Consider the following 16,885-nt stretch of genomic DNA (forward strand, 5'->3'; position numbering starts at 1 on the left):
GTTATTAAAGTTTCCGCCCTTCGTTTCCACTGGAAAGGCAACCCTTATATGAGTGGAGCGAGCATTTAACACGGTGATGACCATGCCGAGGATAGGCATCATAGGCGGTTCCGGGGTTTACGGCGTCTTCGAGCCGAAGGAGACGGTCAAGGTTCACACGCCCTACGGCAGGCCCTCGGCTCCGGTGGAAATCGGCGAAATCGAGGGCGTTGAGGTTGCTTTTATACCAAGACACGGCAAGCACCACGAGTTCCCGCCCCACGAGGTTCCATACCGCGCGAACATCTGGGCGCTCAAGGAGCTGGGAGTCGAGAGGGTCATAGGCGTTACCGCCGTCGGTTCACTCCGCGAGGAGTACAAGCCCGGCGATATAGTGATAACCGACCAGTTCATTGACTTCACCAAAAAGAGGGACTACACCTTCTACAACGGCCCGCGCGTGGCCCACGTTTCGATGGCCGACCCCTTCTGCCCCGAGATGAGGAGGATATTCTACGAAACTGCCAAGGAGCTCGGCTTCCCCGTCCACGAGAAGGGCACCTACGTCTGCATCGAAGGCCCAAGGTTCTCAACGCGCGCCGAGAGCTTCATGTTCAGGCAGTACGCCCACATCATCGGAATGACGCTCGTTCCCGAGGTAAACCTAGCTAGGGAGCTCGGAATGTGCTACGTGAACATCGCAACGGTCACCGACTACGACGTCTGGGCCGACAAGCCGGTTGATGCCCAGGAAGTCCTCAAGGTCATGGCCGAGAACAACTACAAGGTTCAGGAGCTTCTCAAGAAGGGCATTCCGAGGATTCCAGAAGAGGGGAAGTGTGGCTGTGGGGATGTGCTGAAGACGATGTTCGTGTGAATTTAATGTTTTTACTTCCCTTAGCTTCTTTAATTTAGTTTAGAATTTTGGTAGTACTCTTGTAATGAATAACTCTTAAATATGAATTTGCATCCATAACATAGCACGCCGTCCACCTTGAACCTTGCGGAGGTTTGCCCTTGAACATTCAAAGTCTTGGCTACAGGGCACTGCTGAAGAACGGCAACGTCAAAGCCCTTCTTTTAGCCTATTCTCTAAACATTTTCGCGGTGTCTTATCTCATCGGCTACTACCTGAACATAACTCTTGCTTCAATCGGCGGCCCGGCTCTCGTGGGCCTCTTCGCGACAATCAGCAACGTCTTCGCGGGCTTCCTGCCCCTCGTTGCCGGCGCTTTCGCCGATTCGCACGGAAGAAGATATGTGATTCTCGTGTCTGCTGTTCTTGAGGTGCTGGCGTTGCTTTCCCTCGCTCTCGTGGCCGGTTCCGGAGGTAAGTTAATCGTTCTGCCGGCTGTAATGCTCAGCGCCTCTTTTACAGCCTCCTCCCCGGCGCTGTTCTCCCTCGTGGGCGAGTCCGTACCACAAGACTGCATGGGAAAGGGCATGTCGCTCCTCTTCATGGCGAGCAGTGCCTCCGGAATCCTGAGCTACATCGCCTTTGGCTCCATGATTGGAAGGATTAGCAACTCCCGCCTTTTTGCCCTCTCGGCCCTGTTTGTTCTGATTTCCATTCTTTTCTACCTCCGCGTTTCTGAAACTGTGGAAAGAAGGGCTGGCAGAACCTTTGAGAGGTTTAGGGAAGCCCTTGAAGGAGTAACCCTGCTTAAAGAGCCCCCATTGAAACTTTTTATGGCCTACCTCTGCTTTGAGCTGTTCGTCAGTTCGATAGCGTCTCCCTTTGTCCCGATGTTCCTTCAGAAAGTTTACTCGCTCAGCGTTTCCCAGATTTCTTGGCTTTACTCCGCCATAGGCTTCGCAACCCTTATGGGGGCGTTTATCGCCGGCTACGTTGTAGACAGAATTGGCAGTTTGGACTCCCTAATACTGAAGGACTCCCTTTCTGTACCCCTGCTGGTTCTCTTTGCACTCGCTCCGTTCTCGGGCGCCTTCCTGTCCCTGGCAGCTCTTGCCTTCATCGAGCAGCTCAACGTCGCCTCCAACAGATACGTGGTCGAGAACACCAGATGGGAGCACAGGGGCCTTATTCTGGGTTTTAAATCATCTCTGGCGAAACTCTCCGCGGTTCCGGGGCCTGCGATAGGAACTATTCTCTGGGGCATCGGTCCGGAGCTGGCGTTCCTCCTGCCTGCGTTGTTAACGCCCCTTGGAATTCTAATCCTCCTTAAACTCAAGTCCCTACAAACAGTGAGCCGAGGCTTTTGATTCCGGCTTCCCGACATCTTTTTAACTTCCAGCGGAAACACACCCCTTTAAAAGGGGGTGGTTGGTGTGAGCATTCTCATCAGGAACGGTTACGTTCTCTACGGCGAGAACCTTGAGGTCGTTAAAGCGGACGTTCTAATCGAGGGCAACCGAATCGTCGAGGTCAAGAAGGGAATCAACGAGTCCGCCGATACCGTCATAGACGCGACTGGAAGGGTCGTTTCGCCCGGTTTCGTCAACCTGCATACCCACTCGCCGATGGGCCTCCTTCGCGGTCTCGCCGACGATTTACCGCTGATGGAGTGGCTGGAAAAGCACATCTGGCCGAGGGAAGCGAAGCTGACGCGCGAGCACATCAAGGTCGGGGCTTACCTCGGAGCGCTCGAGATGATTAAAACCGGTACGACGACCTTCCTCGACATGTACTTCCAGATGGACGCGGTGGCCGAGGCGGTTCTCGATTCGGGTCTGAGGGGTTACCTCAGCTACGGCATGATAGACCTCGGCGACCCCGAGCGGACGGAGAAGGAGATTAAAGAGGCCCTGCGCGAGATGAAGGCCATCGAGGGCCTTAACTCGGAGAGGGTCCACTTCGTCTTCGGGCCCCACGCGCCCTACACCTGCTCCCTTGCCCTCCTGAAGGAGGTCAGGAAGCTCGCAGATGAGCACGGGAAGCTGATAACGATTCACGTGGCCGAGACGATGGCCGAGCTCGGTAAGATTCAGGAAAGGTATGGAAAGAGTCCCGTTGTGCTCCTCGACGAAATCGGCTTCTTCGGGAGCGACGTGATAATAGCGCACGGCGTCTGGCTCGACAGCAGGGACGTTTCAATCCTCGCGAGGAACGGCGTCACCGTTGCGCACAACCCCAGCTCGAACATGAAGCTCGCCAGCGGTGTGATGCCCCTCCAGAGGCTCCTGAACGCTGGGGTCAACGTCGGCCTCGGAACCGATGGAAGTGCCAGCAACAACAACCTCGATATGGTCGAGGAGATGAAGCTTGCCGCTTTACTCCACAAGGTCCACAACCTTGACCCGACGGTTGCAGATGCAAGGACAGTTTTCAAGATGGCGACGGTGAACGGTGCAAAGGCGCTCCGCCTCAACGCCGGCGTCATAAAGTCCGGCTACCTGGCCGATTTGGTCATCTTCGACTTCAACAGACCCCACCTGAGGCCGATTCACGACATAGTGAGCCACATAGTTTACTCAGCCAACGGCAACGACGTCGAGACGACGATAGTTGACGGAAAGGTTTTAATGCTCGACCGCGAAGTTCTTACGCTGGATGAGGAGAAAATACTGAACAGGGCGGAGGAGGTGGCGCGTGAACTATCTTGACCTGTTCCTCGGCATCGCACTGCTTGTCTCCTACGTTCTCCTGTTTTACAACTACCACCTTACTGGCCGAAAGGCACTCCTCTACTACTCCCTGGCCTGGCTGAGCCTGGCCGTTCCAATGTTTTCATTGGATAAGGCTGTTTACGCCGTCGGTCTTGCGTCTTTTTCGACATTTCTTTGGGCCGGAAACGTCATGGCCATTGAAGAACTATCGATGGAGGATGAAACGAGACGGGACCTCCTCTATCTTTCGATACTTCCGATTCTCTTTGTAATCCTTCTTTATCCGGGGCATGAAACATCGACTTTCCTCCTTCTTGGCCTGTGGATATGTGCGTCTTCCGTTGTCCTTGGTTCGTTTGGTGGCAGGGATTTCCTCCCAATGGCGTTTCTTCAGGGGATACTGGGTGTTGTCGTGGCGGCTTCGGCCTTTGTGCCGTTCCTCAGGTTTCATCTAATCCCTGCTGTTATCGCTGTTTTCATGGCGTTTGAGTCCGTTAGAACTTTCCTGAGGACGTCCTTCATCGGGGACTTTTCCATAGGTTCAATCAAGGACGTTGGCCTCGATGAAAGGCCGGGTCTCCTTCTCGTCCCCTCCGTCCCGGAGAACGTCCTCTCATCGGCCCTCGTGTTCTCGCGGGTTCCGAGGGATTGCCCCAACTGGTTCTGGATAACGACGGTTCACGACGAGCGGGCAATCTCGCCGACTAACCTCCCCAAAATTCTCGACATGGCGGTCAAGTTCATGAGGGAGGCTGGGGAGGCTGGTAAAAAGCCAATCATCGTCATTGACGGCCTCGACTACCTCGTCCTCGAAAACGGCTTCTCCAGCGTCCTCAAGTTCCTGTCGGCGCTCAGGGACTACGCCCTCGTCCACGGCGCCACGGTGTTTATAGTCGGGAGTGACGATTTCCTCTCCGAGAGGGAGAGAAAGCTTTTGAGGAGCATCGTGGGTGAGGGCAATGCTTGAGGTTGTTAAAGGCGACATCACCCGCTTTCCTGCCGAGGCGATTGTAAACGCCGCGAACCGCTACCTCGAGCACGGCGGTGGCGTCGCCTACGCCATAGCCAGGGCCGCCGCTGGAGACGCCCGCGAGTACATCAGGATAAGCAAGGAAGCCTTAAGGGAACAGCTCGGAAAGGACTCAATGGAGCACGGCGAGGTCGTTGTAACGCCGGCGATGAGACTCGAGCGCTATGGGATTAAGTACGTTATCCACACGGTCGGCCCCTACTGCGGCGGCCGATGGGACGGGGATAAGAAGGAGAAGCTCAGGAAGGCTATACTCGGAGCGCTCAGGAAGGCAGACGAGCTGGGCGTCAAAAGCATAGCATTCCCAGCGATAAGCGCCGGAATTTACGGCTGTCCGCTTGAGGAAGTCGTTAGAACCTTCAAGGAAACCATTGAGGAGTTCTCGAGGGAAGCGAGAAGCGTGAAGAAGGTTTACCTGGTGCTGTACTCAGAGGATGCCTACCAAACCGCTCGAAAGGTTATTGACCTATTCTTCGACGACTGAAAACGATTTAATACGTTGGGCCCAACAATCAACGGTGATACCATGCGAATCGAGGACGTTTACGTCTGGGACATCAACGCCAAGTGGCTCGGGATAACCCCTTACCAGCTCATGGAGAACGCAGGAGCGGGAGTCGCGAGAACGATAGAGGAGCGCTTTGGAAAGGGCCTCAGGATTGCGGTCTTCTCCGGCACGGGAAACAACGGCGGGGACGGCTTCGTCGTTGCGAGGCATTTGAGCTTCGAGAACGATGTTACGGTTTTTTTGGTGGGCGACGAGGCCAAGATAAGGAGCGAGGAAGCTAAGCACAACTGGGAAATCCTGAAGGGCCTCGACTTCGTGAAAATCAAGGTTCTCAAAGATTCCACCTACATAAGGTCCCTCGACCTGAACGGTTACGACGTCATCGTCGATGCCCTCCTCGGAGCGGGCACGAGGGGCGAGCCGAGAGAGCCGGTACGCTCGGCCATCGAGAAAATCAACGAGTACGCCGGAAGGGCAAAGATAGTCAGCGTCGACCTGCCGAGCGGTTATCCATCTGAGGTTCGCGTTAAAGCCGACTTCGCGGTGACTTTCCAGTGGGACAAAGAGGAGTACGAAGGCTTTGAGAGGGTTATAGTTAAGATAGGTTATCCCCGGGAGCTTTACCACCTTGTCGGGCCAGGTGATGCAAAGTTCGCGCTCAGGAAGAGGGGCCAGCACAAGGGCCAGAACGGCAGGCTCTTGGTCATCGGTGGTAGCTCAAGCTATTACGGCGCACCGTACCTCGCCTCCAAGGGGGCGAGCTACATCGTTGACCTCGTTTACCTCGCGATGCCTGCCGAGCCTGCGAGGAGGATAAGCGACCCGGACCTGATTCTGAGGCCCTTCCCGGGCGAGAACTTCTCGACCGAGCACCTTGATGACCTGCTTGAGCTTGCCGAAAAGGCGGACGCCGTTGTCATCGGCCCCGGAATAGGTCTCGCTGAGGAAACTAAGGAGTTCGTGAGGGCCTTTGTGGCGCGCTGTGAGAAGCCGATGGTCATCGATGCTGATGGGTTGAAGGCGATAGCCGGAGATTTGGGCGTTCTCGAAGGCAGGACCTTCGTCCTGACGCCCCACGCAGGTGAGTTTAGCGTTCTCTTCGGAGTCAAGCCCCCCGGGGGATTGATTGAACGGGCCGGGCTGGTGAAGGAAAAGGCCCGGGAAATCGGCGGCGTAATCCTGCTGAAGGGCCCCTACGACGTCATCAGCGACGGAGAAACCTGGAAGTACAACAGAACCGGCAACAGGGGCATGACGACGGGCGGTACTGGAGACGTTCTTGCCGGTCTCGTCGGAGCCCTGCTCGCGCTCGGAAACTCCCCACTGAGGTCTGCTTCGGTCGGTGCCTTTCTCAACGGCCTCTCCGGCGACATGGTGAAAGAAGAGCTCGGAGAAAATTTCACGGCCCTTGAGCTCGCGAAGTGGATTCCGAAGGCAGTAAAATGGGTGGAGGAGTTCTGAGCCAGGGGTGCTGGCGTGGCAGGGTTTAACTGGCGTTCTCTCTTTTATCTTCTCTTCGGTTTTCTCCTTGCGTTCAGCCTGCCGACCGGGGCTTTGGCCATCTTAATTGGCCTCCTCTTCGTGAGAATTGAAACGCGTTATGGGTTATTCTTCTCCCTTGGAAGTTTTGTAATTGGAACCCTCGCAGGAACATTCGCTTGGGGAAAGTCTTGGATTTTTGAGGCCCTGGAGCAGGGCGTTTGGGGCTTTGTTGGAGGGCTTGTGGTTATCCTCGGACTGTCTCTCATCCTGGCACTGCTCCTCTCGCTCCTTAAAGGAAAAGGTGGTGGTGAGCCGTCTTAAGTTTTAAACCTCTATCAGCTTCTTCACTTCGTTTGCTTTTTCACAGAGCTCACAGCTCTGGAGGAAAACGAGCATGTTGAGGAAGTGGAGGAGCTCTATCTCTCCGAGCTCCACGTTTGCCTCGGAAATCTTCTTTATAATCGGCTGTGCGTTAATCTCGATTTCGTTGAGGATGTCCTTCACGAGTCCCCTCAGTCTTTCCCTATCTTTGATTTTTATCCCCGCTTTTTCAAGGACTTCAACGAGTCTCTCCGCCTCAACTTGGAGGTACATCTGGCGGAAGTTCTCAACGCTCTCATGGGGCTCGGCCTTTATGAGGAACAGCCTCGCGGTCCTGCCGTAGAGCTTTTCGTTGCCCTCACTGCCGAGTTCCTCGACAAGACCGGCCTTTTCAAGGGCCTTGATATGCCTGTAAATCGTCGTTCTGTCTTTGCCTATCTCCATGCTAAGCTCCCATACCGTCATTGGTCTCTGCCGGAGAAGTCGAAGGATTTTAAAGCGTGTTTCATCTGAAAGAACCCTTACCTTTTCGGGCTGGGTTATTATGATAACTTCCTTCACTCAATACTCCTCCAGCTTGTCCTGCGGGGTCTCCTCTTCCTCGACGATTCTTCTCCCTGCGGCGACCATATCGATGCTGTGCACCACGCCACCGAATTCCTCGATGGTTCTGACTATCTCGTCATAGTCGAGGTCATCGCCCATTATCGTTATCTTCACGTTCTCCGTCTCCTTGTCAATTTCAACGAGCGTGATGTTGACGCCCTCGACGCCCTCAAGCTCGCTCAGTCCAAGGGCCAGCTCCGTAACTATTGGCTGGTGGGGCTTGAGAACGTCCAGAACGAGGAGCCTTATTCCCTTCGCCATCTTCATCACTTCTTCAGCAACTCACCGAGCTTTTTGAGGAGCTCAATGCTCTCTTCATCCCGGCCCATTCTAGCCATCGCGAGCCAGTCAATGGCGTGGATTATATCCTCGTTTGAGAACTCCTTAAGCCTGTCCTCGTTGGCCTCAATCTCCTCCGAGATTTCCGTTTTAAACTCGTGTTCTTTCTTGAGTAGCTCATCCATGACGTTGAGGAGTTCCTCATCCTTGAAGTCGTAGCCGAGGGCCCTGAAGATGTCGAGCTTCGTCTTGAGCTTCGAGCGGGCGAAGTAGCGAAGCTCCTCGTCGCCGAGATAGAGGTTGATGTAGAACGCGTCGGCGGTTCTTCCGTAGTACTTCTCGACGAGGTTGCCCTTCATTTCGGTCCTCTTAACCTCGACGAGCCCGGCCTCCTTGAGCTTCTCGATGTGGTGATAGACGGTCTGTGGAGTTTTTCCGAGAATTTCGCTGAGCTGTGAAATAGTCATCTCTCTGTTCCTCAATAGAGCTAATATTTTTCTCCTCGTATCTTCAAGCATCAGCTTTATGACCTCTGGGTCTGTTATAACCTTCACCTTAGACATTATGACCACCCAATCTTAACGCTCCAACGTTTCTTTAAACGCTCAGGTGTTTTAACCTTTTCCCTCGGAAGGTTTATATATGTAAAGGGCAACTGCCTTTAAAAAGCTTCATGGATAAAACGTCCAACTTCGGAAGCCTTAAATAACCTCGGCCGAAAAAACTTCGGAGGTGGTCACATGGGGAGTCTTGACTTCCTGTTTTACCCCAAGAGCGTCGCTGTCATAGGAGCCTCCCACGTGCCCGGGAAGGTTGGAAACGCCATAATGCGCTCGATGACGCTCCGCTTTGACGGCAAGGTCTACGCGGTCAACGTCAAGGGCGGTGAAATTGAGGTTAATGGTAAGAAGTTCAAGGTTTATCGGAGCCTCAAGGAGATTCCCGACGAGGTCGACGTCGCTGTTATAGCGGTTCCAGCTAAGTTTGTGCCGGACGTTATAGACGAGTGCGGTGAGAAGGGCGTTAAGGGCGCGATAGTTATCTCCGCCGGCTTCAAAGAGGCCGGAAGGGCCGACCTTGAGGAGGAACTCGTGAAGCGCGCCAAGAAGTGGGGCATTCGTGTCGTCGGTCCGAACTGTCTCGGCGTTACGAACCTTGAGAACGGCTTCGACTGTAACTTCAACCCGCCAGAGAGGCAGGCCAGACCGCCCTTCGGAAAGGTCGCCTTCATGAGCCAGAGCGGGGCCTTCGGTGCCGCAATCCTTGACTGGGCGGCCAGAGAGAAAATCGGAATGAGCAAGTTCATCAGCCTCGGCAACATGGCCGACCTCGATGAGAGCGACTTCATGGACTACCTCGGCGACGACGAGAAGACGGGCGTTATAACCGGCTACCTGGAGGGCGTCAAGGACGGAAGGAAGTTCCTCGAGACCGCAAGAAGGGTTACCCTCAAGAAGCCCGTCGTGATTCTCAAGAGCGGAAGGACTGAAGCAGGGGCCAAAGCGGCCGCTTCTCACACCGGTTCCCTCGCGGGTTCATACGCAATTTACAGGGCGGCCTTTGAGCAGAGCGGTGTTCTGGAAGCGACCACGATGAGACAGCTCTTCAACTACGCGAAGGTCTTGGCAATGCAGAAGCCGGCCAAGGGTGACCGCGTCGCGATAGTCACCAACGGCGGTGGAGCAGGAGTCATGATGAGCGACGGCCTGCTCGAGCGCGGTTTGAAGATGGCGGAGCTTAGCGAGGAGACGCTTAAGAAGTTCGAGGAGGACATCAAGGCCGGAAAGCTCCCGGCTCACATGTCCTACAAGAACCCGATTGACGTCATAGGCGACGCCCCGTCGAGCAGGTACGAGAGGGCCATGCGCTACGCCCTCGAAGACCCGAACGTCGACGTCCTCGTCGTCATCGCGCTCTTCCAGAGCCCGGCCCTCGACGAGGGAATCATTGACGCGGTCGAGAGAATGAAGGCCTACGGCAAGCCGATTGTCTTCGTCGCCCCCGGTGGAGACTTCCCGCACAAGATGGCGAGGAACATCGAGGGGAAGGGCATTCCGGTCTACGAGACCACAGAGGACGCGGTCGATGCCGTCTACGCCCTCGTCAGGTACGGCGAGTGGCTCAGGGAGAACGGAAAGCTCTGAGCCGTTTTCTCTTTTCTCCTGCTAAACTTCAACCCACGTGAAGTCCCTCGCAACCTCGCCCGGAATCCCGGCTTCCCTGACCTTCTTCTCCAGAACTTCATGGGGGTAGTTGCTGTGGCTTATGTGGGCGAAGACAGTGTAGCCTGCCCCAACTTTCTTCGCCAGCTCTATCGCCTCCCTGACTCCAAGATGCGAGCCGGGAATGGCTTCCCTGTGGGTCATCTCGGCTATGAGCAGGTCGGCCCCTTCCATGAGCTTTATTGCTTTCTCGTCCTTCAGAATCTCCGGCCCGGTGTCGCCGGTTATCGCTATCCTCTTCCCCTTCACCTCGATGACGAAGCCACCAGCCGTTATCGTGTGGGTGACGGGAAAGTGAACTACCCTCATCTTCCCGATTCTCGTCTCCTTCCAGAACTCAAGCTCGTGGTAGGTCCACTCATGGCCTTCAGGACTTTCCGAGCCGAAGGCCAGCCTCGCCAAGCTTTTCGCGACTTCGAGTGCCTCATTGTGGGAGTAGAATTCAAGGCGCTTGAAGACCTGAAGGTCCGGTAAGCCGAAGACGTGGTCGAAGTGGCCGTGGGTGATGAGAACCCGCTCCACCTTCCTGTTCAGCCTCTCCAGGTGGTAGTGCAGGTCTGGACTCGGGTCGACGAGCGTTTTATCAAAGTAAAGCGAGAACCGCGTTCTCCTTAAGGCAGGGTTGATTCTGGCCCGCGAGCAGTTCTCGCAGGTGCAGAGGGGCTTCGGCGTCCCGCTGTATGAACCCGAGCCGAGAATCACGACCTTCATTCCCTCACCCCGCTCTCCTCTCTGCTCACCGTTAGGGTTCCAAGGGTTATTAAGGCTAAGCCCGCGAGGTGGTAGGCCGTTGCCCTCTCGCCGAGGAGCGCAATCGAGACGAGAACAGTTAAAGCGGGCGCGGGCGTTAAAATGGCCGTCGCCTTCGAGAGGTTAATCCGCGCTATCGCCAAGTACCAGAGGCTCTGGGTGAGCGCTATTATCAGTCCCTCCGCCAGTGCGAGCTTCGTGAAGGCGAAGCCGGTAATAAAGGCTGGAACGAGGAGGAGAAGCCCGCCGAAGGTGTTCCTCAATGTCGCTATCGTCACCGGGCTGTAATCGGTTCTCTTGGCTATTGCGTGCCCGAGCTGCCAGAAGAGGGGAGTTAAGAGGAGCAGGACGTCGCCCTTCAGGAGCTCCGGCCTCTTTCCCTGCGCAACCACGAGGAAGACGCCAGCGATTAGGGCCAATGCCGAAACTACCGCCCTTCCGGTTATCCTCTCCCTCAGGAGGAGCCACGAGATGAGGAACGAGTAGAAGACCTCGAAGCGCGTGAGTATCGCCGAGTTTACAGCAGTGCTCAGCCTCGTTCCGTAGGAGAAGAGTGAGTAAGCTATTGCCGTCGCGAAAAGGCCCGTTAGAAAGGCCTTCCTCAGCTCGGTCGGTCTTTCCTGGATTTCTTTCACCTGATCGCTGAGCAGTATAACCGGCCAGAGGATTAGCGAGGCTATTAAAGCGGACAGCGAGGCGAAGGCGAATGGATTAATCGGGTTGGCCTTGATTACGGCCGGTTCGAGGCCGAGCAGGACCAGCACGGTGAAGGCTAACAGCGTCCCCTCTGTTTCGCGGTCCATGAATGGATGTGGACGGTAGGGTTTTTATGGGCTTCTCTACCCATCGCGTTCAATCTCCTCGCTTATCTTGTCGATTTCTCTCTTACTCATCATAATATAATGTTATAATGTTCTCTAGTCAGCTCTCGCCCATTGATGCTCAAGCTATCCTTATTTCTCAGCTGTTTCGCTTGTGTTTTCGGTAAAGACCTCATCAAAATCCCTCAGGTCGAAGGCCAGCCCGAGGTTTTCCTTCCCCTCGATTCTCTTTGCGATTAGTCCATAGTGCTTCTCGTAGTCCTCCAATCCAATGAGCTCGGCTTTCTTTTCGAGCTGTCTCAGGACTTTCCCCGCATTTCCCGCCGTCAGGTTGCTCTATTGGGATTTTGGACTCACCCAGTATGTTGGCAAATTCTCTAAGCATGATTATATAAGCGCGATTAGAGTTTTTATCTGGGAACGTTGATTTGGGTATATTTGGGTCCTTCTCCGTAGTACAGCACGGTGGTAAGCTTGGAGAATGTTAAGGGCGAAACCCTCGGGCTCGTACTGGCCGAGCTCCGCAGGATAAGGCGCGAACTCCAGAGGCTTGAGGACCTTTTGATGGAAGAGAGTTCCGAACTGAGCGAAGACGAAATTGACATTCTCCTAAAGGAAGCCAGAGACGAGTCCATTGAGTGGCTCAAACTTGAAGGCCTACCGAAGCAGGTCAAAAGTTAGGGTTCTCCGACTTGAGCAAAAGGGGCTCGGCTTATAAATGAATTTCCTCACTTTCCAAAAACTTTAAATTCTCCTCTCCCCTTTCTCTTCCCATGCTCGGTGGTCGTTTTTGGCTTTGGTGAAGTTCCTCTCTTCTGCACCGCCTTAGCCACGAGTTTCGTTTCCACTGGAAATGGAGGTGCTTTGAATGGACGAGTTTAAGGTTACCCCCTGGGACGTTGAAGGTTTAGTCGACTACGACAAGCTGATAGAGCAGTTCGGAACCAGCCCGCTGACTGACGAGCTGCTTGAGAAGACGGCAATGCTCACGAAGAGCGAACTGCCAATTTACTTCCGCAGGCGCTTCTTCTTCTCCCACAGGGACTACGATAAAATCTTGGCCGACTACGAGAGCGGAAGGGGCTTCTTCCTGTACACGGGAAGGGGCCCGAGCGGACCGATGCACATAGGCCACATAATCCCCTTCTACGCCACCAAGTGGCTCCAGGAGAAGTTTGGCGTCAACCTCTACATACAGATAACCGACGACGAGAAGTTCCTCTTCAAGAACCTCACCCTGGATGAAACCAAGCGCTGGGCCTACGAGAACATACTCGACATCATAGCGGTTGGCTTCGACCCCGACAAGACCTTCATCTTCCAGGACAGCGAGTTCACAAAGATTTACGAGATGGCCCTTCCGATAGCGAAGAAGATAAACTACTCGATGGCCAAAGCGGTCTTCGGCTTCAACGAGCAGAGCAAGATTGGAATGATTTTCTACCCCGCCATACAGGCCGCACCGACCTTCTTCGAGAAGAAGCGCTGTTTAATTCCGGCAGCAATTGACCAGGACCCCTACTGGAGGCTCCAGAGGGACTTCGCCGAGAGCCTCGGCTACTACAAGACCGCCGCTTTGCACTCGAAGTTCGTTCCGCCGCTGACGGGCCTTGAGGGCAAGATGAGCGCCAGCAAACCTGAAACCGCCGTCTATCTCACCGACGACCCCGAGGAGGCTGGAAAGAAAATCTGGAAGTTCGCCTTGACGGGCGGTCAGCCGACGCTCAAAGAGCAGAGGGAGAAGGGCGGAAACCCGGAGAAGTGTGTCGTCTTCAAGTGGCTGGAGATTTTCTTCGAAGAGGACGACAAGAAGCTCATGGAGCGCTATCACGCGTGTAAAGCGGGAGAGCTGACCTGCGGTGAGTGCAAGCGCTACCTAATCAAGAAGGTTCAGGAGTTCCTGAAGGAGCACCAGAAGAAGAGGAAGGAGGCCGAGAAGAAGGTGGAGAAGTTCAAGTACACCGGCGAGCTGGCAAGGGAGCAGTGGGAGAAGGCGATTCCGGAGCCACTCCGCTAGTTCCAGAACCCCCACCCCTCCTCGAACTCACTCCTTTCCCTCTTTTCCACCTTCCTTTCCTTCTTCAGCTCGACTCGAAATTCGGCCCTCTCAACGACGTCCCTCGCGAGCGGAACATCTAAAACCGCCTTGAGCTCAAAGGCCCCGTGGCCGAGAATTGTTGAGTCCTTCCAGAGGGCCTTGACGAGCGACATGGGACTTACGGTCTTGTAGTTGGTGAAGATTACAGTTTTCTCCTCGGGGAGGGGCGAAAACGAGAAGTCAAAGCTCTGCCCTTCGGCTATCCTTTTCCACACCTTCCCGGAGCCGACTTCGATTCTCACCTTCCTCGCCTTCGACAGCTCGGCCTGCACGCTCCCCCTAAGCTCCCTTCCCTCTCCCCGGAACGTCACCGTCGCAACGTCGCCCCCGCTACTCATGGTAAGGCTTCCCGAGCCGGTAACCTCCCCCTCGTCCGTGAGGAAAATTAGAAGGACGTCTTTGTAGGGCCCGCTGAGGATTCTTACTGCTGGAGCCTCTACTCTACCAGTCCCATCGCGGAGCACTTGAACCCTGAAGGGCTCGTTCGGGAACTCCACAAACGCCCCTGTTTTTCTCTCCCGGGCCTCAAAGCTTCTCCTGACGTGGTAGCTCCTGCTCCGCCCGGTGCTCGTCCAGTAGCCCTCAAGGGAAACCCTGCCGGTCTCGTATTCGAGCTCCTCCGGAAGAGTGACCCCGCTCTCCGACACCTCGGAATTTTCGAAGAGGGCCGAGGCCTTTTTATTCCCGGTGAAGATGCTCGTTCCCTTCGCAAGGGCGAGGAGTATGAACAGAACAGGCATGGCTAAAAAGAGGAGTGCGAACCATGTCGGCGCGAAGCTCAGCATTCCGATGGCAATCCAGATGAAAACGACCGCAAACACCACAACCGCGAAGACCGCGAGCGTTCCGCTCTCCCTCACGAGGACCTTTCGCAACACCACCACCGCTCAATCTTTGGCGGTTCCCCTTATTACTTTTGCCTATCGTATGGCAAGGTTTAATTCGCCTCTCGGAAACTCGGAACGGTGATGGCATGGTTCGGTTGCCTTACATGGACGGCTTCTACGAGTTGCGCCCGAGCAAAATAATAGCCCTCGCCAAGAACTACGCCGAGCACGCGAGGGAGATGGAGAGCGACGTTCCCGAGAAGCCGGTCTTCTTCCTCAAGCCCCCGAGTGCGCTCATCGGGCCCGGCGAGCCGATAATTCTGCCCAGGATGAGCAGGCGCGTTGACCACGAGGTCGAGCTGGCGGTGATAATCGGGAAGCGCGCGAAGAGAGTTCCCGCTGAGAAAGCCTTTGATTACGTCCTCGGCTACACGATACTGCTCGACATTACGGCGAGAGACCTCCAGGCCGAGGCGAGGGAAAAGGGCCTTCCTTGGACGATTGCCAAGGGCTTCGACACCTTCGCTCCCGTCGGCCCGAGGGTCGTGGACAAGCGCGAGCTGAAGATAGACGACCTCGAAATCGGCCTGAAGGTGAACGGCGAACTCAGACAGCTCGGAAGAACCAGCGAGATGGTCTTCAAAGTTCCCGAGTTGATAGAGTACATAAGCTCCGTTATGACGCTCGAACCGGGGGACATAATAGCGACCGGAACACCGGCAGGAATCGGCCCGCTGAGGCACGGTGATAAAATTGAAGCGTGGATTGAGGGCATCGGAAAGGTCGAGTTCGATGTTTTAAGCGAGGACTCGATTTTGTGCTGATTTCACTTTTTATCCACCAGCTTAACGGAAATCCACTGCATCCCATTCTCCTCGTTCTTGATGACAAGGAGATAATCCCCATCCGGAATCCTGACGTCGTTGAGCTCGACCGCCTTCACGTGCTCCCAGGCTCTGTAATAGCGGAAGGGCTCGCCCTCTTTGAGCCTCTTGAAGTCCTCTTTCGTCAGGATGTAAACGCTTACCTCACGGTCGGCCTTAATGTAGCCGTTCAGCGTCGAGTCCCCGATGAGCCGGTACTCCCGATAATCATTGAGGTTGGTCTTCCACTCGTAGTTGAAGCTGTAGTGGTTGAAGGAGTAGTATACCACCCCCGCGAGGGCCACCATAAGGACCACGAGGCCAAAAACGAGTGACCTGGCCTTCATCTGACCACCTGAAAAAGTAGGAAAAATCCGCTTAAAAGTTTTACTCAATCACGTAGGTGTGCACCATCAGCCCGCCGTGGCCTATGAGGCGGTAGTGTTTGATTTGGAAGCCGCTCTCCTCTATTGCCCTCTCTATCGCCCTCTTCTCCGTCGTTATGAAGACTCCCCTCTTCTCCAAAACCTTTGCAAGCTCCCCGAAAAAGTCCATGTAGAGCTTCGGAATGGCGCTCTTTCTTCCGATTTTGAGGCCGTAGGGAAGGTTGCTTACCGCAAAGTCCACGCTCTCAACGTGCTCGCTCAGCCTTGTCGCATCGCCGAGTATGAACTCTATCCTATCCAGCACTCCGGCGGAGAGGGCGTTCATCTTAGCTCCGTTCAGGTGCTTCCTGAACTTCTCGAGGCCGATTATCTCTCCTTCGTAACCCCTTAAAGCAAGCTCTATCGGGATCGTACCGCTCCCGCAGAAGGGGTCTATGAACGACCCGCCGTCCGGTTCGGCCAGCTCAACCAGCGCGTTCGCTATGCTGGCCTTCAGGTGAGCCGGGTGGTCGTAAACCCTCCACGGCCTCTTGTGGAGCGAGCTGTCTCCTGTCGTATCAATCCCAAGGAAGAAAACATCACCGATCAGCTCTGCTCTGAAGATTACCGCCGGGTGGTCGAGGTTAACCCTTGGCGTTCCGAAGCGCTCCAAACGCTCGAATATCGCCTTTCCAACGGTTTTCGCGATATCAACGCTCGTAATCTTGTGCTCGCCTTTGCGGAAACTCCTCACCGCGAAGCTCTCGCTGACCTTAACATACCTTTCCACTGGAAGCGAAGCTACAAATTTTTCAATCCTCTTCAAAGCCCTCTCCGGCTCCTCGTCAGTTATTCCCTCGAAGCGCTCGCTCGCTATCTCGACTATAACCCTGTGGAGAAGCCTCGAACGTTCGTTCAGGTAAGTCGAAACGCTCAGCTCTCTCTTCCGTTCCTTCTCGTCGGTGTAAAACGCTTTGTCGACCTCAGCCAGGACCCTCCCCTCGACGCCGAGGGGCTTCTCTTCCACCCGAAACGGAACTCCAAGGTCGGAGAGAAGCCTCTCAACCTCGGCCCTCGCGAAGTCCTCTATTCCCCGAGATGTCGTCAGGATTAGTCTCATGGTTCTGGCTTCCCCCCGGGGTTTAAATGACCTTCGAAACAAAGCTT

20 protein-coding genes are annotated in these 16,885 nt (G+C 55.0%); 11 read left to right on the plus strand and 9 right to left on the minus strand.

Features of this window, described 5'->3' with window-relative positions:
• Nucleotides 1–82: 82 nt before the first annotated feature.
• The 7 genes from CS910_RS01545 to CS910_RS01575 all read left to right on the plus strand — a co-directional run bounded on the left by CS910_RS01545 (nt 83) and on the right by CS910_RS01575 (nt 6,887).
• Nucleotides 83–856, plus strand: a complete 774-nt coding sequence (locus CS910_RS01545) for an S-methyl-5'-thioadenosine phosphorylase (RefSeq protein ID WP_099209413.1) — start codon at nt 83–85, stop codon at nt 854–856.
• Between the two features lie 140 nt (nt 857–996).
• Nucleotides 997–2,202: an MFS transporter gene (locus tag CS910_RS01550; RefSeq protein ID WP_158523793.1), complete on the plus strand. Its 1,206-nt coding sequence runs from the start codon at nt 997–999 to the stop codon at nt 2,200–2,202.
• Nucleotides 2,203–2,268: 66 nt separating this feature from the next.
• Nucleotides 2,269–3,543, plus strand: a complete 1,275-nt coding sequence (locus tag CS910_RS01555) for an amidohydrolase family protein (protein ID WP_099209415.1) — start codon at nt 2,269–2,271, stop codon at nt 3,541–3,543.
• Nucleotides 3,530–4,513 (plus strand): DUF835 domain-containing protein, encoded by a 984-nt coding sequence (locus CS910_RS01560; RefSeq protein WP_099209416.1) that lies wholly within the window; start codon nt 3,530–3,532, stop codon nt 4,511–4,513. The genes CS910_RS01555 and CS910_RS01560 overlap by 14 nt, the downstream gene beginning before the upstream one ends.
• Nucleotides 4,506–5,060, plus strand: coding sequence for a [protein ADP-ribosylglutamate] hydrolase (locus CS910_RS01565; protein WP_099209417.1), 555 nt, complete (start codon nt 4,506–4,508; stop codon nt 5,058–5,060). The genes CS910_RS01560 and CS910_RS01565 overlap by 8 nt, the downstream gene beginning before the upstream one ends.
• A gap of 42 nt (nt 5,061–5,102) precedes the next feature.
• Nucleotides 5,103–6,545, plus strand: a complete 1,443-nt coding sequence (locus CS910_RS01570; RefSeq protein ID WP_099209418.1) for an NAD(P)H-hydrate dehydratase — start codon at nt 5,103–5,105, stop codon at nt 6,543–6,545.
• A 15-nt stretch (nt 6,546–6,560) separates the two neighbouring features.
• A complete protein-coding gene (locus tag CS910_RS01575) occupies nt 6,561–6,887 on the plus strand; it encodes a hypothetical protein (RefSeq protein WP_099209419.1) in 327 nt (108 codons plus the stop codon).
• Between the two features lie 3 nt (nt 6,888–6,890).
• Here the strand turns inward: CS910_RS01575 and CS910_RS01580 are convergent, their stop codons facing one another.
• Genes CS910_RS01580 through CS910_RS01590 form a run of 3 tightly spaced genes read right to left on the minus strand, consistent with a single transcriptional unit; the run spans nt 6,891 to nt 8,335 of the window.
• On the minus strand, nt 6,891–7,448 hold the full coding sequence (locus CS910_RS01580; RefSeq protein ID WP_099209420.1) for an ArsR/SmtB family transcription factor: 558 nt from the start codon (nt 7,446–7,448) through the stop codon (nt 6,891–6,893).
• Nucleotides 7,449–7,754, minus strand: a complete 306-nt coding sequence (locus CS910_RS01585; protein WP_099212356.1) for a DUF211 domain-containing protein — start codon at nt 7,752–7,754, stop codon at nt 7,449–7,451. It lies immediately after the preceding gene.
• A 5-nt stretch (nt 7,755–7,759) separates the two neighbouring features.
• The gene (locus CS910_RS01590; RefSeq protein WP_099209421.1) at nt 7,760–8,335 is read right to left on the minus strand and encodes a winged helix-turn-helix domain-containing protein; all 576 of its coding nucleotides are present in this window, start codon (nt 8,333–8,335) and stop codon (nt 7,760–7,762) included.
• A gap of 177 nt (nt 8,336–8,512) precedes the next feature.
• Between CS910_RS01590 and CS910_RS01595 the strand changes: the two genes are divergently transcribed.
• A complete protein-coding gene (locus tag CS910_RS01595) occupies nt 8,513–9,916 on the plus strand; it encodes an acetate--CoA ligase family protein (protein WP_099209422.1) in 1,404 nt (467 codons plus the stop codon).
• 21 nt (nt 9,917–9,937) lie between these two features.
• Here CS910_RS01595 and CS910_RS01600 read toward each other — a convergent pair whose 3' ends face one another.
• The 3 genes from CS910_RS01600 to CS910_RS12105 all read right to left on the minus strand — a co-directional run bounded on the left by CS910_RS01600 (nt 9,938) and on the right by CS910_RS12105 (nt 11,832).
• Complete coding sequence (locus tag CS910_RS01600) at nt 9,938–10,705, minus strand: MBL fold metallo-hydrolase (protein WP_099209423.1); 768 nt, start codon at nt 10,703–10,705, stop codon at nt 9,938–9,940.
• Entirely contained in the window at nt 10,702–11,547 is an 846-nt protein-coding gene (locus CS910_RS01605) for a DMT family transporter (protein WP_099209424.1), read from the minus strand. Before CS910_RS01605 ends, CS910_RS01600 begins: the two co-directional genes overlap by 4 nt.
• A 150-nt stretch (nt 11,548–11,697) precedes the next feature.
• Nucleotides 11,698–11,832 (minus strand): hypothetical protein, encoded by a 135-nt coding sequence (locus CS910_RS12105; RefSeq protein ID WP_262926559.1) that lies wholly within the window; start codon nt 11,830–11,832, stop codon nt 11,698–11,700.
• Between the two features lie 207 nt (nt 11,833–12,039).
• Here CS910_RS12105 and CS910_RS01615 point away from each other — a divergent pair, with 207 nt between their 5' ends.
• Nucleotides 12,040–12,246, plus strand: a complete 207-nt coding sequence (locus CS910_RS01615; protein WP_099209425.1) for a hypothetical protein — start codon at nt 12,040–12,042, stop codon at nt 12,244–12,246.
• Between the two features lie 187 nt (nt 12,247–12,433).
• The gene (locus CS910_RS01620) at nt 12,434–13,582 is read left to right on the plus strand and encodes a tryptophan--tRNA ligase (protein ID WP_099209426.1); all 1,149 of its coding nucleotides are present in this window, start codon (nt 12,434–12,436) and stop codon (nt 13,580–13,582) included.
• On the opposite strand, the gene CS910_RS01625 is transcribed toward CS910_RS01620, so the two are convergent.
• A complete protein-coding gene (locus tag CS910_RS01625) occupies nt 13,579–14,544 on the minus strand; it encodes a hypothetical protein (protein WP_197704276.1) in 966 nt (321 codons plus the stop codon). The genes CS910_RS01620 and CS910_RS01625 overlap by 4 nt on opposite strands.
• Nucleotides 14,545–14,636: 92 nt before the next feature.
• Here CS910_RS01625 and CS910_RS01630 point away from each other — a divergent pair, with 92 nt between their 5' ends.
• Entirely contained in the window at nt 14,637–15,314 is a 678-nt protein-coding gene (locus CS910_RS01630; RefSeq protein WP_099209427.1) for a fumarylacetoacetate hydrolase family protein, read from the plus strand.
• 2 nt (nt 15,315–15,316) lie between these two features.
• On the opposite strand, the gene CS910_RS01635 is transcribed toward CS910_RS01630, so the two are convergent.
• On the minus strand, nt 15,317–15,700 hold the full coding sequence (locus CS910_RS01635; protein ID WP_099209428.1) for a hypothetical protein: 384 nt from the start codon (nt 15,698–15,700) through the stop codon (nt 15,317–15,319).
• A gap of 40 nt (nt 15,701–15,740) precedes the next feature.
• Nucleotides 15,741–16,838 carry a tRNA (guanine(6)-N2)-methyltransferase gene (gene trm14 / locus CS910_RS01640; RefSeq protein WP_099209429.1) on the minus strand — a complete coding sequence of 366 codons (1,098 nt, stop codon included), beginning with the start codon at nt 16,836–16,838 and terminating at the stop codon, nt 15,741–15,743.
• Nucleotides 16,839–16,885: the final 47 nt, after the last annotated feature.

The organism is Thermococcus henrietii, assembly GCF_900198835.1.
GTDB lineage: Archaea > Methanobacteriota_B > Thermococci > Thermococcales > Thermococcaceae > Thermococcus > Thermococcus henrietii.

Coding starts and splice junctions, on each gene's coding strand:
- CS910_RS01585 (WP_099212356.1), bottom strand. CDS start 7,754: ATGGCGAAGGGAATAAGGCTCCTCGTTCTGGACGTTCTCAAGCCCCAC.
- CS910_RS01620 (WP_099209426.1), top strand. CDS start 12,434: ATGGACGAGTTTAAGGTTACCCCCTGGGACGTTGAAGGTTTAGTCGAC.
- CS910_RS01630 (WP_099209427.1), top strand. CDS start 14,637: ATGGTTCGGTTGCCTTACATGGACGGCTTCTACGAGTTGCGCCCGAGC.
- CS910_RS01635 (WP_099209428.1), bottom strand. CDS start 15,700: ATGAAGGCCAGGTCACTCGTTTTTGGCCTCGTGGTCCTTATGGTGGCC.
- CS910_RS01595 (WP_099209422.1), top strand. CDS start 8,513: ATGGGGAGTCTTGACTTCCTGTTTTACCCCAAGAGCGTCGCTGTCATA.
- CS910_RS01570 (WP_099209418.1), top strand. CDS start 5,103: ATGCGAATCGAGGACGTTTACGTCTGGGACATCAACGCCAAGTGGCTC.
- CS910_RS01565 (WP_099209417.1), top strand. CDS start 4,506: ATGCTTGAGGTTGTTAAAGGCGACATCACCCGCTTTCCTGCCGAGGCG.
- CS910_RS01590 (WP_099209421.1), bottom strand. CDS start 8,335: ATGTCTAAGGTGAAGGTTATAACAGACCCAGAGGTCATAAAGCTGATG.
- CS910_RS01605 (WP_099209424.1), bottom strand. CDS start 11,547: ATGGACCGCGAAACAGAGGGGACGCTGTTAGCCTTCACCGTGCTGGTC.
- trm14 (WP_099209429.1), bottom strand. CDS start 16,838: ATGAGACTAATCCTGACGACATCTCGGGGAATAGAGGACTTCGCGAGG.
- CS910_RS01545 (WP_099209413.1), top strand. CDS start 83: ATGCCGAGGATAGGCATCATAGGCGGTTCCGGGGTTTACGGCGTCTTC.
- CS910_RS01600 (WP_099209423.1), bottom strand. CDS start 10,705: ATGAAGGTCGTGATTCTCGGCTCGGGTTCATACAGCGGGACGCCGAAG.